Annotated in this window: 15 protein-coding genes; 6 read left to right on the top strand and 9 right to left on the bottom strand. The window is 71.1% G+C overall.

What is annotated here, in order from left to right:
- Positions 1-60: 60 nt before the first annotated feature.
- The 5 genes from ACFWQC_RS14470 to ACFWQC_RS14490 form a co-directional block, all read right to left on the bottom strand.
- Positions 61-1,719, bottom strand: a complete 1,659-nt coding sequence (locus ACFWQC_RS14470) for an ABC transporter permease (protein ID WP_378678855.1) — start codon at positions 1,717-1,719, stop codon at positions 61-63.
- Positions 1,716-2,669 carry an ATP-binding cassette domain-containing protein gene (locus ACFWQC_RS14475; RefSeq protein ID WP_378678858.1) on the bottom strand — a complete coding sequence of 318 codons (954 nt, stop codon included), beginning with the start codon at positions 2,667-2,669 and terminating at the stop codon, positions 1,716-1,718. The genes ACFWQC_RS14470 and ACFWQC_RS14475 overlap by 4 nt, the downstream gene beginning before the upstream one ends.
- A 55-nt stretch (positions 2,670-2,724) precedes the next feature.
- Positions 2,725-3,396 (bottom strand): TetR family transcriptional regulator, encoded by a 672-nt coding sequence (locus tag ACFWQC_RS14480; RefSeq protein WP_378678861.1) that lies wholly within the window; start codon positions 3,394-3,396, stop codon positions 2,725-2,727.
- Between the two features lie 47 nt (positions 3,397-3,443).
- Positions 3,444-4,349: a hypothetical protein gene (locus tag ACFWQC_RS14485; protein WP_378678863.1), complete on the bottom strand. Its 906-nt coding sequence runs from the start codon at positions 4,347-4,349 to the stop codon at positions 3,444-3,446.
- 98 nt (positions 4,350-4,447) lie between these two features.
- The gene (locus ACFWQC_RS14490) at positions 4,448-5,980 is read right to left on the bottom strand and encodes a carboxyl transferase domain-containing protein (protein ID WP_378678866.1); all 1,533 of its coding nucleotides are present in this window, start codon (positions 5,978-5,980) and stop codon (positions 4,448-4,450) included.
- A 119-nt stretch (positions 5,981-6,099) separates the two neighbouring features.
- On the opposite strand from ACFWQC_RS14490, the gene ACFWQC_RS14495 reads away from it, so the two are divergent.
- From ACFWQC_RS14495 to nagB, 6 genes are all read left to right on the top strand, one after another.
- The gene (locus tag ACFWQC_RS14495; RefSeq protein ID WP_378678869.1) at positions 6,100-7,224 is read left to right on the top strand and encodes an LLM class flavin-dependent oxidoreductase; all 1,125 of its coding nucleotides are present in this window, start codon (positions 6,100-6,102) and stop codon (positions 7,222-7,224) included.
- A gap of 361 nt (positions 7,225-7,585) precedes the next feature.
- Entirely contained in the window at positions 7,586-8,041 is a 456-nt protein-coding gene (locus tag ACFWQC_RS14500) for an HNH endonuclease (RefSeq protein ID WP_378678872.1), read from the top strand.
- Between the two features lie 90 nt (positions 8,042-8,131).
- A complete protein-coding gene (locus tag ACFWQC_RS14505; protein ID WP_378678875.1) occupies positions 8,132-9,250 on the top strand; it encodes an ROK family protein in 1,119 nt (372 codons plus the stop codon).
- Entirely contained in the window at positions 9,250-10,695 is a 1,446-nt protein-coding gene (locus ACFWQC_RS14510) for a glycoside hydrolase family 3 N-terminal domain-containing protein (protein ID WP_378678878.1), read from the top strand. Before ACFWQC_RS14505 ends, ACFWQC_RS14510 begins: the two co-directional genes overlap by 1 nt.
- The gene (locus ACFWQC_RS14515; RefSeq protein ID WP_378678881.1) at positions 10,692-11,597 is read left to right on the top strand and encodes an ROK family protein; all 906 of its coding nucleotides are present in this window, start codon (positions 10,692-10,694) and stop codon (positions 11,595-11,597) included. Before ACFWQC_RS14510 ends, ACFWQC_RS14515 begins: the two co-directional genes overlap by 4 nt.
- 1 nt (position 11,598) lies before the next feature.
- Positions 11,599-12,396, top strand: coding sequence for a glucosamine-6-phosphate deaminase (gene nagB, locus ACFWQC_RS14520; RefSeq protein ID WP_378678884.1), 798 nt, complete (start codon positions 11,599-11,601; stop codon positions 12,394-12,396).
- Between the two features lie 9 nt (positions 12,397-12,405).
- On the opposite strand, the gene galT is transcribed toward nagB, so the two are convergent.
- The 4 genes from galT to ACFWQC_RS14540 form a co-directional block, all read right to left on the bottom strand.
- Positions 12,406-13,500: a galactose-1-phosphate uridylyltransferase gene (galT, locus tag ACFWQC_RS14525; protein ID WP_378678887.1), complete on the bottom strand. Its 1,095-nt coding sequence runs from the start codon at positions 13,498-13,500 to the stop codon at positions 12,406-12,408.
- Positions 13,501-13,524: 24 nt separating this feature from the next.
- Positions 13,525-15,093, bottom strand: a complete 1,569-nt coding sequence (locus ACFWQC_RS14530) for a serine/threonine-protein kinase (RefSeq protein ID WP_378678890.1) — start codon at positions 15,091-15,093, stop codon at positions 13,525-13,527.
- 79 nt (positions 15,094-15,172) lie between these two features.
- Positions 15,173-16,504 carry an FHA domain-containing protein gene (locus ACFWQC_RS14535; RefSeq protein WP_378678893.1) on the bottom strand — a complete coding sequence of 444 codons (1,332 nt, stop codon included), beginning with the start codon at positions 16,502-16,504 and terminating at the stop codon, positions 15,173-15,175.
- The gene (locus ACFWQC_RS14540; protein ID WP_378678896.1) at positions 16,497-17,324 is read right to left on the bottom strand and encodes a PP2C family protein-serine/threonine phosphatase; all 828 of its coding nucleotides are present in this window, start codon (positions 17,322-17,324) and stop codon (positions 16,497-16,499) included. The genes ACFWQC_RS14535 and ACFWQC_RS14540 overlap by 8 nt, the downstream gene beginning before the upstream one ends.
- Positions 17,325-17,481: the final 157 nt, after the last annotated feature.

Below are 17,481 nucleotides of genomic sequence, written 5' to 3' on the forward strand. Positions count from 1 at the left end.
GGGCCGTCGTTCCCACCCGTGCCCCCTCCCGGCCGACGTACGTGACGCCTCGGGAGGGCCTCAGCCGTGGATGTCGCGGCGGCGGAAGCCGACCATCGACACCAGGAGCAGCGCGAGAGCCACGGCGCAGAGGCCGAGGGTGTGGCTGAGGGGCTGCGACTCGAGCATGGTGTTCTCGATCCACCAGAACGGGGACAGGCCGCGGACCCAGTCCGGGAGATCGAGCACGTCGGCCAGGATGAGCACCAGGAACATCCAGCCGAAGACCGCCCAGCACACCGCACTGGCCGCCTGCGGCACCCAGGCGTAGAGGGCCAGCGCCAGCGCGACGATCACCAGGACCGCGGGGACGTAGGCGAGGGCGAGCACGGTGAAGTCACCGAAACCGACCTCGTCGACGCCGGTGGCAGCAGCACCCAGCCCCATCGCCCAGATCCCGGAGACCAGCACGACCAGTGAGCCGAGTGCGGCGACGAGGGCGTTCGAGAGGAGCCAGCGGAACCTTCCGAGAGGCTTGGCCAGCACCAGGGCCGCCCGGGTGGCGTCCTCCTCCGCCTTGACCCGCAGAGTCATGATGATCGCGTACGCGGCGGCTCCGAAGGCGGAGTAGCCGCCGATGAACGCGGCGAAGGTCTTGATCATGTCCTCCGCGCCGCCCTTGACCAGCTCGGCGTAGATCGGGTTGTCGCCGACGGCCTTCAGCATGTTCGGGACCTCGCTCAGGATCGAGCCGGTCGCGAACCACATCAGACCGAGCCCGGCGGCGGTCCAGAACAGGCCGGTACGCTGCCGCACCCACGCCAGCGCGATCGGCCCGTTGAGCAGCGGCGACGCGTCGGCCCGCCCGCGGCGTACCTTCACCATGCCGGCACCGAAGTCACGGTGGGAGCCGAGGAAGGCGGCGACCGCGAGGAGGGCCAGCGCGACGACCGCGGCGATCCCCAGGGGCCAGACCCGCGTGTCGACGAACACCCTCGTCTGGTGAACCCAGGCGATGGGGGAGAGCCAGGACAGCGGGCTGCCCAGGGGCTCCTGGATGTCGCCGACGACACGTGCGACGTAGGTCGCGCCGACGACGGCGAAGGCCATGCCCATCGCGCCACCGCTGCTCTCGGAGAGCTGGGAGGTGACCAGCGCGACGGCTCCGTAGACCAGCGCCGCCAGGGCGATCCCGAAGGACATCACCGCCGAGTCGGCCGGTTCCAGGCCCATCACGACCAGGGCCAGCATGCCGGCGGTGGCGACGATGAGGTTGGTCAGCGCGACCTCGACGATGACCGCGAGGGAGGGCGCGTGCCGACCGAGTACGCCGGCGCGCATCAGCTCCGAGCGGCCCGACTCCTCCTCGGAGCGGGTGTGGCGGACGACCTGCAGGATCGTCATGACGGCCAGCGCGACGACCATCCAGAGGATGAGCTCGTTGGCGACCGCGGCACCCATGGTGTAGTCGTCGAGGCCGTAGCCGGGACCGCCCATCGCGATCATCGCGGGGCTGCTCAGGGTCAATGCGCGTGCGGCTCGTGCTTCGGGATCGTCGTTGAGCACCGCGTACTCGCCACCGGGCGCCAGCGAGACCAGGTAGAGGACCGCGACGATCAGGGTCCACAGGGCGATCCGGACCCGGTCGCGGCGGAGCATGAAGCCGATCAGGTGCCCGGTCCCGGTGAAGGGGTCCAGGAGTCCCGCCTTCGGGACTTCGACCGCAGTAGCCGCGCTCATTTCGCGTCCTCGGACTCGATCTCGGTCTCGGCGATCACGTCACCGTAGTGCCGCATGAACAGCTCCTCCAGCGAGGGAGGCGTGATCGTGAGGCCGTGTACGTCGAGCGTCGTGAGCGTCTTGAGCACCTCGCCGACAGCGGCGTTGTCGACGTCGAAGGCGACCCGGGTCCCGGCACCGTTGGGGTTGATGACCAGGTCGTTGACCGCCGAGATCGTACGCAGCCTCGAAGCGTCCCCGCCGACGGTGGCGACGACCGAGGAGCGGGTCAGGTGGCGCAGCTCCTCGAGCGTGCCGGACTCGACGGCGACCCCGGCACGGATGATCGTGACGGTGTCACAGACCTTCTCGACCTCGCTGAGGATGTGGCTTGAGAGCAGCACCGATGAGCCCGCGGCCTTGGCCTCCCGGGCGTACTCGGTGAAGACGGCCTCCATCAACGGGTCGAGGCCGGAAGTCGGCTCGTCGAAGATGTAGAGGTCGGACTGGTCGAGGAACGCCGCGACCAGGGCGACCTTCTGCCGGTTGCCCTTGGAGTAGGTGCGCGCCTTCTTGGTCGGGTCGAGGTCGAACCGCCCCAGCAGCTCGGCCTTCCGCGCCTTGCGCTTCGCCTTGTCGCCGCCCGGCTTGAGCCGGGTGAGGTAGTCGATGCACTCGCCGCCGGAGAGGTTCGGCCACAGGTTGACGTCGCCGGGGACGTACGAGATCCGCTTGTGCAGCTCGACCGCGTCACGCCAGACGTCACCGCCGAAGAGGCGGGCGGCGCCGGCGTCGGCGCGCAGCAGCCCGAGCAGGACCTTGATGGTGGTGGACTTGCCGGCTCCGTTGGGGCCGAGGAAGCCGGCCACCTGGCCGTGCTGGACGGTCAGGTCGAGGCCGTCGAGGGCCTTGAAGGAACCGAATGACTTGTGCAGGCCCGCGATCTCGACCGCAGGGATGTTGTCGGACATGAAAACTCGCTTCCGCGTTGGGAGGGTAGGAGGACGTACGCCGACGGGCTGGGCATCACTCGGATGCGGGCTCTGTCGCGGTGTCCTGCGGCGGGTCCGGGACGTAGAGCAGGTATTCGTCGAGCATCCGGCGGGTGGTGAACACGCCCTGCGTGTAGAGCTCGATCATCGGCAGGTAGCTCGTGGACAGGAAGCCACGCACCATGCCGCTGATGTCGCTGGGGTCGTTGGGCGGGTTGAGGGTGAGCTCGAGCATGAGCGTGCCGAGGGCGGAGAGGACCAGATAGCGGGCCCTAGCCGTCTCGTCGCGGCTGGGCTTGATCAGCCCGGCCTCGATGCCGTGCTTGGTGTAGCCGATCGCGTCCTCAATCATCTGCTCGATGAAGGTGCGGCCGACCGGTCCGCCGTCCTGCAGGGAGCGGAGGACGTAGCCGAGCATTGGCGCGTACTCGTCCGCGGCGGCGAACCTGTGCAGGATGCCCTGGCCCGAGGCGAGCTCGTCGATCGTCTCGTTCTTCGCCGCCCGGATCTCGGCGAGCACCCGCTCATCACACTCGGCGTGGAGCTCGTCCTTGGAGCCGAAGTGGTGGATCACCAGTGCGGGGCTGACCCCGGCGTCGGTGGCGATCGAGCGGACCGAGGCGCCGAAACCGTCCCGCGCGAACCGCAGCACCGCCGCGTCACGGATTCGCTCGCGGGTGGTTGGATCGGAAGGGGCTGAACGCATGTTCAATGCTAAACACGTGTTCAGCCCCTGCGCAAGGGGTTAACCGATCAGTTGCTGGTCCAGCTGAAGTCCACCGCGATCGGGAAGTGGTCGGAGAGCATCAGACCGGTGTCGTCTTCGCGGAAGTCGGTGTCCAGGTTGCGGTAGGAGGTCGCGCTCAGGTCGACCCCGCCGCCGTCGCGGTAGAGCACCTTGTCGACGACCTCGCACTCCACGCCCGGGTTGGTCTCGGGGCACCCGAGGGCCGGGCTGCCGCGGTCGGGCTCGTCGCCGCTGCGTACGAGCTCCACCCAGGCGTCGGTGAGGCCGTTGGTCGCGGCGAAGTCGGCGATCCGGTCGCCCTCGCGGGTGTAGCGGGTGTTGGTGTCGCCCATGACCAGGACGGCGTTGCCGGCGGAGCGCTGGGAGATGTACGCCGTGAGCTGCTCGAGGTTGCCGCGGCGAGCGGCCTCGTCCAGGCTGTCGTCGCCGGCGTCGGCGTGCAGGTTGTAGACGTCGATCCAGGTGTCCGGCGCGATCTGCGCGCGGTGGAAGGTGAAGCCCTTCGGGGTCAGGCAGTCGGCCTGGTTGATCCAGCAGTCGTCCCAGGTGACGCGGTCGAGCGCCTCGTACGGCTGGTGGTGCAGGCTGTTCAGCCCGCTCCCGAACGGCACTCCGCCCGAGGTCGGGGTGCGGTGGGCGTGCACGTCGGTCTCGTAGAGGTAGGCGTGGTAGTTGAAGTCCTCCTGGACGTTGACGATGTCGAACTCGTCGATGCGGCGGCCGATCTCGTTGGTGGCGCTCTTGCGGGGTGTCGGGGCGCTGGAGATGGCCTCGGGGAGGCCGGCGATGTTGTACGTCAGGGCGCTGAAGCTGCCTTCGGCGGCTTGGGCCGGGGCGGGGCCGAGGAGCGGCAGGGCCGCGGCGAGTGAGGTCGTGGCGGCGAGGGCGAGGAGACGCTTGATCTGAGGCACGAGAAACTCCGATCGAGTGTGGGGTTGTCGGCTCGTGATGAGCCCACCCATCGTGGCGGAGTTCGTGGTGCGTGTCCGCAGATCTCCTGCGTACGTCCTCAGCCCGCGTAGCGAGCGGCCCGAGCCGTCGGCTCGCCCGGCCCGGAGGCGAGCAGCGCGAGCAGCTCGTCCTCGAGGACCTCTCCGACCCGTCGGCAGAACGTCTCCGGCTCGTCGGCGGCGTCGGGGGACTCAGCGACGATCCGGTCGACCACGCCGATCTGCTGGAGGTCGACGGCGAGGACCCGCTGCGCCTCGGCCATCTCCGCGGCATGGTCGGAGTCGCCGTACACGATCGCGCTCGCGCCCTCCGGCGGCAGAGGGGAGAGCCAGGCGTGCTGGGCGGCGACCACCCGGTCGGCGGGGAGGAACGCGAGCGCGCCGCCACCGTTGCCCTCGCCCAGCATCAGGCTGAGCGTCGCGGTCTCGAGGTTGACGAGAGCCCCCAATGTACGCGCGATCTCGCCGGCGATGCCGCCGTTCTCCGCCTCGGCCGACAGCGCGGCGCCAGGGGTGTCGATGACGGTCACGACGGGGAGCCCGAGCCCGGCGGCGAGCTTCATCCCGCGCTGCGCCTCGCGCAGCCCCTCCGGGCCGAGGGGCTGGTGAGCCTGCTCGCGCCGGTCCTGGGCCAGCACCAGACACGGCGCCGAACCGAACCGCGCCAGCGCGATGATCAGGCCCGGGTCCCGCTCGCCCTGCCCGGTGCCGTTGAGGGGCACGACGTCCGAGGCCGCGATCCGGAGCAGCGCCCGCGCTCCTGGCCGGTCCGCGCGCCGGGATCGCGTGATCGCGTCCCAGGTGTCGACCGCCGAGAAGTCGCCCCCGTCGGCCGAAGCGTCACTCGCGTCGCTCGAGGCGTCACCCTCTGACGCTTCGGCCGACGTACGTGACGCTTCGGCCTGCGTGCCTGACTTCTCGGGACGCAGGGCCAGGATCCCCAGGACTCGGTCGACCAGCCCGGCGAGCTCGTCGGGAGGTACGACGCCGTCGACGAGGCCGTGTGCGAAGAGGTTCTCGGAGACCTGGACGCCGGCGGGGAAGGGGCGGCCGTTGAGCACTTCGTAGACCTTCGGACCGAGGAACCCGAGGAGTGCCGCGGGCTCGGCGACGGTGACGTGACCCAGTGACCCCCAGGAGGCCATGACGCCGCCGGTGGTGGGGTGGCGCAGGTAGACGAGGTAGGGGAGCCCGGCGGCCTTGTGGCGGGTGACCGCCTCGGCGATACGCACCATCTGCACGAACGCCGGCGTACCCTCCTGCATCCGGGTCCCGCCCGAGGCCGGGCCTGCCAGCAGCGGCAGCCCCTCGCGCGTGGCCCGCTCCACGGCCGCGATCAGCCGCTCGGCCGACGCGCGCCCGATCGACCCGGCCAGGAACCGGAACTCGGAGAGCACCACGGCCACCCGGCGTCCGGCGATCCGGGCCTCTCCGGTGACCACCGACTCATCCGTTCCGGCTCGCTCCCGCGCCTTCGCCAGATCGGCGGCGTACGCCTTGGGAAGTTCACCGTATGACGGCGGGGTGTCCCAGGACGTCCACGTCCCGGCGTCGAGGACGAGATCGATCAGCTCGGCAGAGGTCAGGCCCATGTCGGGACCATACCCCGAGTTGGCTCATTGGCTGAGCCTCTGTTCATCTGTGGACACATCGGTCAATAGTCGATAAAGATGATTAACATTCATGAGTAGACCTCATGAAGGAGTCCGGAATGACCGTCCCCCATGCCCCCGAGTTCCTCTGGTACCTCCCCAACTTCGTCGAGACCGGCCATCGTGGCGACACCGTGTCGCCGGAGGACGGCCACGGCACCCTCGACTACCAGGTCGGCCTCGCCGAGGCGGTTGAGAACGCCGGCTGGACCGGCGCCCTGCTCGGCACCAGCTGGGGGAGGCCCGACACCTTCACGGTCGCGACCGCGCTGGCCGCGCGCACCACGACCTTCGAGCCGCTCGTCGCGATCCGCCCGGGCTACTGGCGCCCGGCCAACTTCGCCACCTCGGCCGCCACGCTCGACCAGCTCAGCCGCGGCCGGGTGCGGGTCAACATCGTCTCCGGCCAGGACGACCTGGCCGCCTACGGCGACCGCGAGGACTCACGTGCGGCCCGCTACGCGCGGACCAAGGAGTTCATGCGGCTGGTGCGGCGGCTGTGGACGGAGGAGAACGTCACCTTCGACGGCGACCACTTCCAGGTCGCCGACTCCTCGATCACCCCACGCCCGTACGCCGCCGAGGGCCGCCCGCACCCCAGGCTCTACTTCGGCGGCGCGTCCCCGGAGGCCGAGGCGGTGGCCGCGACCGAGGCCGACGTGCAGCTCTTCTGGGGCGAGCCGCTCGACGGCATCGCGGAGCGGGTCGAGCGCCTGCAGAGCCTCGAGCAGTCGCTGGGCCGTGACCTCGCGCCGCTCGAGTTCGGCCTGCGGATCACCACGCTGATCCGCGACACCCGCGAGGAGGCCTGGCGCGATGCCGAGGAGAAGGTGCGCCGGATGGCTGACTCCGTGGGAGATCGCGAGTTCCGCCGCGGTCGGTCAGCGGTGGGGCAGAGCCGCCTCCTCGACCTCGCCGACCGTGGCGACGTGCTCGACGAGTGCCTCTACACAGCTCCCGGGAAGTACGGCGGCGGTGGCGCCGGAACCACCTGGCTGGTCGGCTCCGCGGACGACGTCGCCGCCGCGCTGAGCCGCTATCAGGAGCTCGGCGTGACCCACTTCGTCCTCTCGGATACGCCCTACCGGACCGAGGTCGCCCGGGTCGGCGAGGCGCTGATCCCGAGGCTCCGAGGGTCGGGTCGGGTCGCGCTAACGGGCCCAAACGGCGTACGTCGGGCGTAGTTAACCGGAAAGACACGGTCCTGACCTGCGAAAACCGTTGGTAGGTGGGGGGTGTTCGCTCTATTCTGGTAGCACCCGGTTTCGCCGCCGGGTGCCAACACTTGACCTTTTGAAGGGCCCACCATGAGCACGCAGCACTCGGCCACCGCCCCCGCGGCGTGGTCGCTGACCGCTGCGCACGAGCGCGACCCTCATGCCCGCGGGAGCCGACAGTGACCTGGGTGCATAGCTGCACCGGATCACTCCGGGCCGCTCCTGCGAGACATGTCTGTCTCGTCGGGGCGGCCCCTTTTTGTTTCAGCCCAGTGTTTCCACCCGATCTGCACGATCTCTATCCGACTCTCCTGGGAGGTAACCGAGTATGACCACGACCATGGGCGCCGTGACCCTGTATAACGCCTCCTTCGAGCCGCTCGGGAGGGTCTCGTTCAAGCACGCCGTGCGGATGCTGTTCCGCGAGGTGGCGGTGGTTCACGAGCAACAGGGCGACAAGATGATCGGGCCACATCCATGGCCAAAGGCGGTGCGGCTGGTCCGCTATATCGCCATGCATTGGATGTACCGCCCGGCCGGCTACTCCCGCGAGGGAGTGCTCAAGCGCGACCAGCATCGTTGTGCCTACTGTGGCGGCCAGGCCCGCACCATCGACCACCTGCTGCCACAGTCACGCGGCGGCAGATGGACATGGATGAACACCGTGGCGGCGTGCGGCAGGTGCAACGGCCGCAAGGGCAACCGCACCCCGGAGGAGGCCCACATGGTTCTTCGGATCGAGCCGTACGTTCCGACCCGGGCCCAGCTCGCGGCCATCGTCTGATTCGCCGATGTGCCGTTTTCTGCCCGCGAGGTGGGCTAAATCGCCGTGTCGACTTGACGCAGCATTAATAAGTACGATGGACTAACAAACATGTCCAAGGCGAGACGTCGTACGTTGCGGCCGATCGGGAAGCTGCTGCAGGAAGATGCGCGGCGGCATCACCGGTCCCTGGTGCTCCAGCACCTCTTCGCGGTGGGTCCGGCGAGCCGCGCCGACCTGGCCCGAGCCTCGGGGCTGACCCGGGCGACGGTCTCCGATCTGGTCGGCAGCCTGCTCGAGGACGGGCTCGTCGAGGAGCTCGGCGCGCCGGTGGAGAGCCGGGTCGGGAAGCCGCCGATGCTGGTCGGTCTCGCCGCAGACGCCACGCACATCGTGACCATCGACGTCTCCGGTGATGACCAGGTCGCCGGAGCCGTGCTCAACCTGACCGGCGATGTCATCCATCGCACCACCAGGTGCCGGAAGGGCCGCACCGGGAGCGAGGCCGTGCGCCTCGTGAAGGAGCTGGTCACCGAGCTGATCGCGAGCACCGACCGGCCGATCCTCGGTATCGGGATCGGTAGCCCCGGTGTCGTCGCGGCCGACGGCACCGTGGTCGCTGCGCCCAACCTGGGCTGGACCGACGTCGGCCTGGCCGATCAGGTTCGCCGTGAGACCGGCCGACCGACGTACGTCGCCAACGACGCCAACACCGCGGTGCTGGGGGAGTACACCTTCGGCCAGTCCGGCGACGGCGGGCTGATGCTCGTGCGGGTCGGCACCGGTGTCGGTGCGGGGCTGGTGCTCGAAGGGGCGCTGCTCCACGGGTTCGTCGACGCCGCCGGTGAGGTCGGGCACGTGACCGTCGACCCCGAGGGTCCGCTGTGCGCGTGCGGCCGCCAGGGCTGCCTGGAGACCTTCCTCGCGGTACCGCGCCTGCGGGAGCGCCTCGAGACAGCCCACGACGATGCGCTCGTGGAAGCCGGCGAACATCTTGGAAAGGCATTGGCCCCTGTGGTCGGAACCCTGAATCTTCACGAGCTGGTCCTCTCCGGGCCGGCCGATCTCCTGGACGGACCGCTGCGCGAGACCGCCGACCGGATCATCCGCGAGCGGACGATGCCGGTCAGCGGCGAGCCGCTGGAGTTCCGTACGTCGACGCTCGGCGAGGACGTCGTCATCGTCGGCGCCGCGGTGCTCGTCCTCGCCGGTGAGCTGGGGGTGTCCTGATGCCTGGCACGACCGTCGAGACCCTGGCGCTGCGCGTCCAGGTCTCCGCCTTCGCCGGCCCCACCCTGCCGCCCGGCTACGCCGAGCTGCTCCGCGAGGGCCTGGGCGGGATCTGCCTCTTCGGCCCCAACACCGAGGCCGGTGAGGATTCCGTACGCAGCCTGGCGGCCGAGATCCGGGCCGCATCCGCCGAGGGCGGCTGGGCGCCGGTGATCACCGTCGACGAGGAGGGCGGGGACGTCACCCGCCTGGAGGCGCTCACCGGTTCCTCGGTGCTCGGCGCCGCCGCCCTCGGCGCGGCCGACGACCTGGCGCTGACCGAGGAGACCGGGCGGGCGGTCGGGTTGCGGCTGGCGCGAGCCGGCATCAACCTCAACCTGGCTCCTGTCGCCGACGTGAACTCCAACCCCGACAACCCGGTGATCGCGACCCGGTCGTTCTCCCACGACGCCGGCGTGGCCGCCAAGCACGTGGCCGCCTGGGTGAAGGGCCTGGAGTCGACCGGCGTCGCCGCCTGCGTCAAGCACTTCCCGGGGCACGGCGACACCGGCCAGGACAGCCACGTCGCCGTCCCCGTCCTCGACGCCTCCCTGGACACGCTGCGCGACCGTGAGCTGGTCCCGTTCCTGGCCGCCGCCGAGGCAGGTGCCGCCTCGGTGATGACCTCCCACATCGTGGTGCCGGCGCTGGACCCCGAGCTGCCCGGCACGCTCTCCGCGCCGGTGCTGGGACTGCTGCGCGAGCTGGGCTACGACGGGCCGATCGTCTCCGACGCCCTCGACATGGCCGGTGCGTCGGCGAGCCGGGGGATCCCCGCCGCGGCAGTACTCTCGCTCGAGGCAGGCGCCGATCTGCTCCTGCTCGGCCCCGACAAGCCCACCTCGCTGGTCCACGAGACGACCGCCGCGATCGTGGCCGCGGTCGATTCCGGTGAGCTGCCGCTGGAGCGGCTCCAGGACGCGGTCGCGCGCATCGACCGGCTGCTCGCCGACCTCACCGAGGCGCAGCGACCGGACGGCGCGCTCGACGCGCGGTTCGAGGAACGCTCGGTCGAGGGCGCTCGCCGGGCGCTCGCAACGGCCAGCGACGACCTCACCGCGATCCCCGACCTCGCCGGGGCCCAAGTCGTGACCGTCGACACCGAGGCGAACATCGCCGTGGGTGACGTGCCCTGGGGGCTGCCGCCGGACATCGTAATCCGCCCTGGCGACCCGCTCCCGGATCTCCCCGACGCACCCCTCATCGTGCAGGTGCGTGACGCGCACCGCCGTCCCGAGGTCGGCCGGACCGTCGCCGAGCTCCCGGGCGCCGCGGTGCTGGTGGAGTGGGGGTGGCCCGGGGCGTACGACGAACCGCGGGTGCCGCGACTGTGCCCGCAGGGGTTCTCGCTGCCGGGCATGGCCGCTGTCACCGAGGTGCTGCGACGATCGGGCTGGAACCGGTGAACGGGGCACGGGTAGGCCTCGACATCGGGGGCACCAAGATCCACGGCATCGCGATCGGCGCCGACGGGGCGGTGCTGGCCGAGGACCGTGCCGCCACCACCCCCGGCGGCGAGGGCGTCGTCAAGAGCGCGGCCGCGGTGGTCGCGAGCCTGCGTGACGCGCTCGACGGCGGCGAGATCCGCTCGATCGGTGTCGGCATCCCCGGCATCGTCGACACCCGCGCCGGCACCGTGAAGCATGCGGTCAACCTGGGCCTGGACGGCGACGCCTTCCCGCTCGCGGAGCTGCTCGGCGCCCGCACCGGAGCTGTCGTCACCCTCGAGAACGACACCAACGCGGCAACGCTCGGCGCGCACGCCGTCGAGGATGTCGACGACCTGGTCTACCTCTCGCTCGGAACCGGCCTGGCGGCCGGTCTCTACCTCAGCGGCGCGCTCCGCCGAGGCTTCCACGGCGCCGCCGGGGAGGTCGGGCACCTCCCGGTCGACCCGGAGGGCCCGGTGTGCGGGTGTGGCCAGCGCGGCTGCCTCGAGCTGGTCGCCTCCGGTGCCGCGCTCGCAGCGGCTTGGCCGACCGCCACCGGCCACCCCGCCGCGGCGCTCTTCGCCGCAGCCGCCTCGGGCGACCCGGCGGCCGTGATCGTGCGGGACCGATTCGCCGACGGCGTCGCCGCCGCCGTACGCGCCCTGGCTCTCGCCGTCGATCCCGAACGTGTCGTCATCGGCGGGGGTGTCGCGACGGTCGGTGAGCCGCTGCGGGAGGCCATCGCACACGCGCTGGCCCGACAGACCGAGACCTCGCCGTTCCTCGCCTCTCTCGAGCTCGCCTCGCGCCTGCGGGTGGTCTCGGCCGCCCCGGTCGCCGCCATCGGCGCCGCTCTGATCACCCCGACGAAGGACTGACATGGAAGTAGTTGTCCTCGAGACCCCCGCCGAGGTGGCATCCCTCGCCGCGGACACGATCGAAGACGTCGTACGCCGCCGGGAGGCCACCGGCACCCCCGCGGTGCTCGGGCTGGCCACCGGCTCGACGCCGCTGGCGACGTACGAGGAGCTCATCCGGCGCGCCCGGGACGGTCGCGGGCCGTCCTATGAGGGTGTGGAGACGTTCAACCTGGACGAGTACGTCGGCCTCCCCGACGGGCACGAGCAGTCCTATCTGGCGACCATCCGGCGCGAGTTCACCGACGCGATCGGCATCCAGCCGGAGCGGGTCCACGGACCTGACCCGACCGAGGAGACCCTGCCGGCCGCCGGCGAGCGCTACGAGGCGGCGATCGTGGCTGCGGGCGGGATCGAGGTGCAGATCCTCGGCATCGGCTCCGACGGCCACCTGGCCTTCAACGAGCCCGGCTCGTCGCTGGCCTCGCTGACCCGGATCAAGACGCTCACGGCCACGACGCGCAAGGACAACGCGCGCTTCTTCGGCTCACCCGAAGCGGTGCCGCACCACGTGCTCACCCAGGGGCTCGGCACCATCACCCGAGCCGGCCACCTGCTTCTCCTCGCCACCGGGGAGGGCAAGGCCGAGGCGGTCGCCGCCGCGGTCGAGGGCCCGGTCTCGGCGACCTGTCCGGCCTCGGTCCTCCAGCTCCACGGCCACGTCTCGGTTCTCCTGGACGAGGCCGCCGCCTCACGCCTCGTACGACGTGACTACTACCGCGAGGTCTACTCGGGGAAGCCGGACTGGCAAGGGCTCTAGAGTCCGGCCTCAGAACGCAGTGCGGAGCCGCTCGGCGGCGGTCTCGGGCGGGATGTCGTTGACCCAGAGTGCGACGCCGGACTCGATGCCGGCCAGGTACTTCAGCCGACCCGGCGCCCGGCGGATGGTGAAGATCTCGGCAGCCAGGTGCCAGGTGTCCTCGCGGCCGGTCGGGGCCTGCTGCCAGCCGGCGATGTAGGGCACGGGGCCGGCGTCGTCGAGCCCGTCCATCCGCCGCAGGCACTCCTGGTAGAGCGACGCGAGGTCGTCCATCTCGTCGGCGGTCAGACCCGGGAGCGAGCCGACGTGGCGCCGCGGCACGACGCGGATCTCGTAGGGCCAGCGACCGGCATAGGGCACGTACGCCACGAACGTCCCGTTCTCGGCCACCACCCGCGACCCGTCGGCGATCTCGTCGGCGAGCACCGCACACTGCAGGCACTCGCCGGTCGCCTCGCGATGGGCGTCGGCGGCGTTCACGAGGGACTCGATCCGCGGCGGCAGCACCGGCATGGCGTAGATCTGCCCGTGCGGGTGCTGCAGCGTCACCCCGATCTCCTCGCCGCGGTTCTCGAAGCAGAAGACGTACGCCACCTCCGGCATCGCCGTCAGCTGCTCGGTGCGGTGGGCGAGCGCCGCGAGGACCGTCCGCACCCGCTCGGGAGGAAGGTCGACGAAGCTCTGTTCGTGGTCGCTGGTGAAGCAGACGACCTCGCACCGGCCGCGCCCCGGCTGGGAGACGAACGGCTCCCCGGTCGCCTCGCCGACCGCGACCGTCGAGAGCGCCGGGAACCGGTTCTCGAAGGCAACCACGTCGTAGCTCTCGGCCGGGATCTCGGTGAGCCGCCCGTCGACCGACGGGCACAGCGGGCACTCGTCCGAGGGCGGCTTGAACGTCCGCGTCTGCCGGTGCCCCGCCACCGCCGTCCAGGTCGCGGTCAGCCGGTCCCAGCGCAGCTGCGACCCGCCCGCCCGCGGCTCCAGCGGCCGCTCATCGTGCACCGAGCGCAGCGTCGGCTGCTCGTCGAAGAACCAGATCTCGCGTCCGTCCGCCAGCTTCGCTGACGTGGCCACCGGGGTGGTCGGCGCTGGGGTGTTCGGCATGCGCCCAGTATCGCCTGCGCCGGGCTACTTGCTGACGCAGGCCTGGGCTGCGCCCTGGGAGACGTTGCCGTTCTCGCCGAGGGAGCGGACCTGGATGCAGACCTTGGTGGCTCCCTCGAGGCGTACGACCGCCTTGGGACGGTCCACGTTGCCGCTGGTGGAGTTGTCGCCGACCCACTTGTAGCCGGTCGCTCCGGGCACACCGGACCAGGTGAAGACGGCGCGGTTGCCCTTGAGGGCGCCCTTGACCTTGCCCGGCGCGGCTGGGCCGGTGACACCGGGGAGGTCGGTCTCGACGGGCGGGGGCGGGACCTCGTCGGGCTTCTCGTCCTCACCGCCGCGGGAGAGCACGATGCCGATGGCGGCGGCGAGGAGGAAGAGGACGACGACGCCGATGATCGCCGGCGTCTTGCTGCGGCTCTCCGCCGGGCGCGCGCCGGTGAGGACCGAGGGGCCCTCCTCCGTCCGCGGGTAGCTGAACCGGGTGCGGTCGGCCGAGGCCGAGCCGGCATCCGCCACCGGCGCCGACGCGAGCGAGGCCGGCGGCTGGGTGATCGGCGCCTGCGCGATCACCTGGGACGGCGGCTTGAGCTCGGTGGCCTTCTCCATCTCCGGGTCGGAGGGTGGAGAGGGGAGACGTGAACGGCCCGAGCCCGTGGTCGGACCCTCACCCCGCGCTGCCGGAATGTCGGGAACGACCGGGATCGACCCGCTGCCACCGGCATCGCGGTCGAGGACCTGCACCTCGGTGCGGCCCAGCCGCAGCTCCTGCTCGATCCGCTGGAAGTGGCGGGCCAGGTCGAGGACGGTCCTGGGCCGGTAGGTCGGGTCCTTCGCCATCGCCTGTTGCAGCACCCGGTCCAGCGACGGAGGTACGTCGGCCCGGCCCGTGGCAGGGGGAGCCGTGTGCAGGATGCGGGAGAAGACCGCGCGGTCGGAGTTGTTGCCCCGCTCCGCGAAGGGCGAGCGGCCCACGAGCAGGTGCCAGACGGTCGCGGCCAGCGAGTAGACGTCGGAGGCGACCGAACCGTTGGACGCCGAGGTGAGGACCTCGGGCGGCGACCACGGCAGTGAGACCCCGATGTCGCCCTCGTCGTCGCGCGGGCGGCCGGCGATGCCGAAGTCGGCCAGACCGGGCACGTCGTAGCGGGAGAGCAGGATGTTGGACGGCTTGATGTCGCGGTGGATGATCCCGGCGCGGTGCGCGGTCTCGACCGCCGACGCCATCTGGATCCCGAAGCGCAGCGCGTCCTGCACCTTCATCGGGTTGTTGCGTACGCGGGCACCCAGGTCTGCGTTGGGGTAGTAGCCCATCACCAGGTAGGGGCGGCCGTCCGGCGTCTCGCCGGCGCTGTGCACGGGCACGATGAACGGGTGCTCGGCCAGCTCGGCCATCACCGCTGCCTCCGCGGCGAACTGCGCGCGCTGCGCCTCGGCGAGGTCGGAGGACCGCATCAGCTTCACCGCGACCCGGACCTTCGGGTGGTGGCGCTCGTAGAGGTAGACGTCGGCGAAGCCGCCCGAGCCGAGCCGGCCCAGGCAGTTCATCCCCGGCAGCTCGGGGCCGAGCTCGGGGTGTGGTGTCTGCGTCACGCGGCCACATCCGTAGCGCAAGCGCCAGGATACGGACATGGCCGCGTGATGATTCGATGGCTCACTCGCCGGCGCTCGTTCACCCGAGAACCTCGTAGTTCAGGTTGATCGAGCCGGCGAGGCTCACCACGGCGCCGGGCTCCAGGGCGTACTCCTCCATCGGCCGCATCTGCTGCGGACGCCCGCCGGGCAGGGTCAGGTAGGACCCGTTGGCGGATCCGAGGTCGCGGACGAGCACCTGCCACTCCTCCAGGCGCACCTCGGTGTGCAGCCGGCTGATGTCGGGCAGCATCACCTTCACCAGATGCGGAGGTACGCCACCAGCCCCCGTGTTGCCGTTGGCATCAGCGCGCGGCGACCGCCCGAAGACGGCACCCCGGTCCAGGATGACGACCCGGCCGTCGCCCAGCTTGAGCTGGCCCAGCGCGGGGCGCGGGACCGAGACCGGCTGCTGGTGCGGCGGCAGCGCCATCCGGCAGATGCGGCAGGTCGGGGAGTAGGGCGGTGAGGCGTGGCCCTGCGGGCAGTAGACCGCCCACACGGTCGGCCCGCCCGCCGGTGGCACCGGGGTCGGCGTCGCGATGTCGCGGACCCGGGTCGCCATGTCGTTGGGCGGCGTAGGCGCCGGCGCGGGCATCGGGGGAGGTGGCACGGAGGGTCGAGCCGCGGGCGGCGCGACGGGCGGGGGCGACGGCTGCCGGTCCGGCGGGCCCCACGCGTTCGGGTCGGGCTTCTTGGCACCCTTCTTGCGCCACGGAAGCCCGTCGATGATGCCCTTCTTGGGCTCGGGCGCGGGCTGGGACGGTGCCACCGGTGCCGGCGGCACCTGAGCCGGCGGAGGGCTCTGGAACGACGAGACGCCCGGCATCGCGGGCGGGGGCGGCGGCGAGGCCGCCAGGTCCGAGCGCCGGATGGTGTGGTCCAGCGGCGTCATGGTCGCGTCGGGCTGCGCCTGGACCTGAGCGTAGTAGTCGGGGTCGAAGACGACGTCCAGCGAGCGTGCGTGGGCGGTGTCGACCAGCGGCTGGTCCTCCTCCATCCCGCCCCAGGCCCCGTTGGCGAGCTCGGCGCGCTCGGGGACGGCGGCGAAGTGGCCGTCGGCCCACTTGCCGGAGACGTCGATGCCGTCGATGAAGACCGGCACCTCGTTGACGACGGCGGTCACCTTGGCAGGCGAACGCACGGCGTACCGCACCCGCGGGCCCTCGCGCCCGATCAGCGCGAAGCCGGGGGCTCGAGGTCCGTCCACGGAGAGCAGCCCGGCGATCGCGTCGACCGGATGGGGGTCGGCCAGCGCGGCCTGGACGCCGCCGACCCGCGGGTCACCGGGCCCGAGCTGCACCAATGCCCAGCATCGGTCGCCCTTCAACGCGAGCCAGTGCCCAGCACAGTAGGTAGCGGTATCACTCATGGGACGACGAGACGTCCCCTGCGGATCGTGCGGAGCCTGATGTCGAGACGTCAGTCTCCGCAGGGGCGGCGAAGAGCGAGGGAGGGGGTGTCACGAGTACCACAGTGACATTGTCGCGCCCGCCCGATGCAACCGCAGCGTCCACCAGCCTCTGGGCGAGGTTGTCGATGCTTCCGCCCACCCCGAGGGTCCGGGAGGCGATCTCATGGATCTCGTGGTCCTCGAGCTCGCCGGTGAGGCCGTCGGAGCAGAGCAGGAAGATGTCGTCGGGCGCCACGGCCATCAGCCAGGTGTCGGCCTCGGGAGAAGGGTAGGTGCCGAGCGACCGGGTGATGACGTTTCGCAGCGGGTGGACGCGGGCCTCCGCGGCGGTGATCATCCCCGCCTCGACCATGACGGCGACCTCGGAATGGTCGATGGTCACCTGCGTGACCCCGGCCGGCGAGAGCCGATAGACGCGCGAGTCGCCGACGTTGAACACCAACCAGTGGGGAGCGCCCTCGAACTCGACGAGCGCCACGCCGGTCAGGGTTGTGCCCATGCCCTGCTTCTCGGAGTTGCGAGCCGCCTCCGAGGTGATCGCGGAGTTGGCGGCGTGGACAGCGTCCTGGATGTCCTCGGGGACCGGGCAGATGGTCGCGAAGCGGCTCTGGAAGGTCTCGACCGCGAGGGCACTGGCGACATCGCCGCTGGCATGGCCGCCCATCCCGTCGGCGACGACGGCCACGGCGGGCAGCATGACGAACGAGTCCTCGTTCACCTCGCGGACCCGGCCGACATCAGTCGCCCCCGCGGCACGCAGGGCTGGGTAAGCGGTCATGCTGTTCCTTTGCGGTGCCAAGTATCTGGGGCATCCCGGGCAGGATGCGAAATAGTGGTGCTGGAAGCGGACACTTTAGAACATCCCGTACGGTAACGGTGAGCGTGTTCACTGAGCCGTGTGCCACGTTTGGCTAGTTCGTGTGGCTTCTACCCTG

The organism is Nocardioides sp. NPDC058538, from assembly GCF_042719275.1.
Lineage (GTDB): Bacteria > Actinomycetota > Actinomycetes > Propionibacteriales > Nocardioidaceae > Nocardioides.

Bases quoted from the DNA above. Each gene is read 5' to 3' on its own strand.
- ACFWQC_RS14510 (WP_378678878.1), top strand. From the start codon at position 9,250: ATGCCTGGCACGACCGTCGAGACCCTGGCGCTGCGCGTCCAGGTCTCC.
- ACFWQC_RS14505 (WP_378678875.1), top strand. From the start codon at position 8,132: ATGTCCAAGGCGAGACGTCGTACGTTGCGGCCGATCGGGAAGCTGCTG.
- ACFWQC_RS14495 (WP_378678869.1), top strand. From the start codon at position 6,100: ATGACCGTCCCCCATGCCCCCGAGTTCCTCTGGTACCTCCCCAACTTC.
- ACFWQC_RS14535 (WP_378678893.1), bottom strand. From the start codon at position 16,504: ATGAGTGATACCGCTACCTACTGTGCTGGGCACTGGCTCGCGTTGAAG.
- ACFWQC_RS14470 (WP_378678855.1), bottom strand. From the start codon at position 1,719: ATGAGCGCGGCTACTGCGGTCGAAGTCCCGAAGGCGGGACTCCTGGAC.
- ACFWQC_RS14540 (WP_378678896.1), bottom strand. From the start codon at position 17,324: ATGACCGCTTACCCAGCCCTGCGTGCCGCGGGGGCGACTGATGTCGGC.
- ACFWQC_RS14500 (WP_378678872.1), top strand. From the start codon at position 7,586: ATGACCACGACCATGGGCGCCGTGACCCTGTATAACGCCTCCTTCGAG.
- nagB (WP_378678884.1), top strand. From the start codon at position 11,599: ATGGAAGTAGTTGTCCTCGAGACCCCCGCCGAGGTGGCATCCCTCGCC.
- ACFWQC_RS14475 (WP_378678858.1), bottom strand. From the start codon at position 2,669: ATGTCCGACAACATCCCTGCGGTCGAGATCGCGGGCCTGCACAAGTCA.
- ACFWQC_RS14480 (WP_378678861.1), bottom strand. From the start codon at position 3,396: ATGCGTTCAGCCCCTTCCGATCCAACCACCCGCGAGCGAATCCGTGAC.
- ACFWQC_RS14490 (WP_378678866.1), bottom strand. From the start codon at position 5,980: ATGGGCCTGACCTCTGCCGAGCTGATCGATCTCGTCCTCGACGCCGGG.
- galT (WP_378678887.1), bottom strand. From the start codon at position 13,500: ATGCCGAACACCCCAGCGCCGACCACCCCGGTGGCCACGTCAGCGAAG.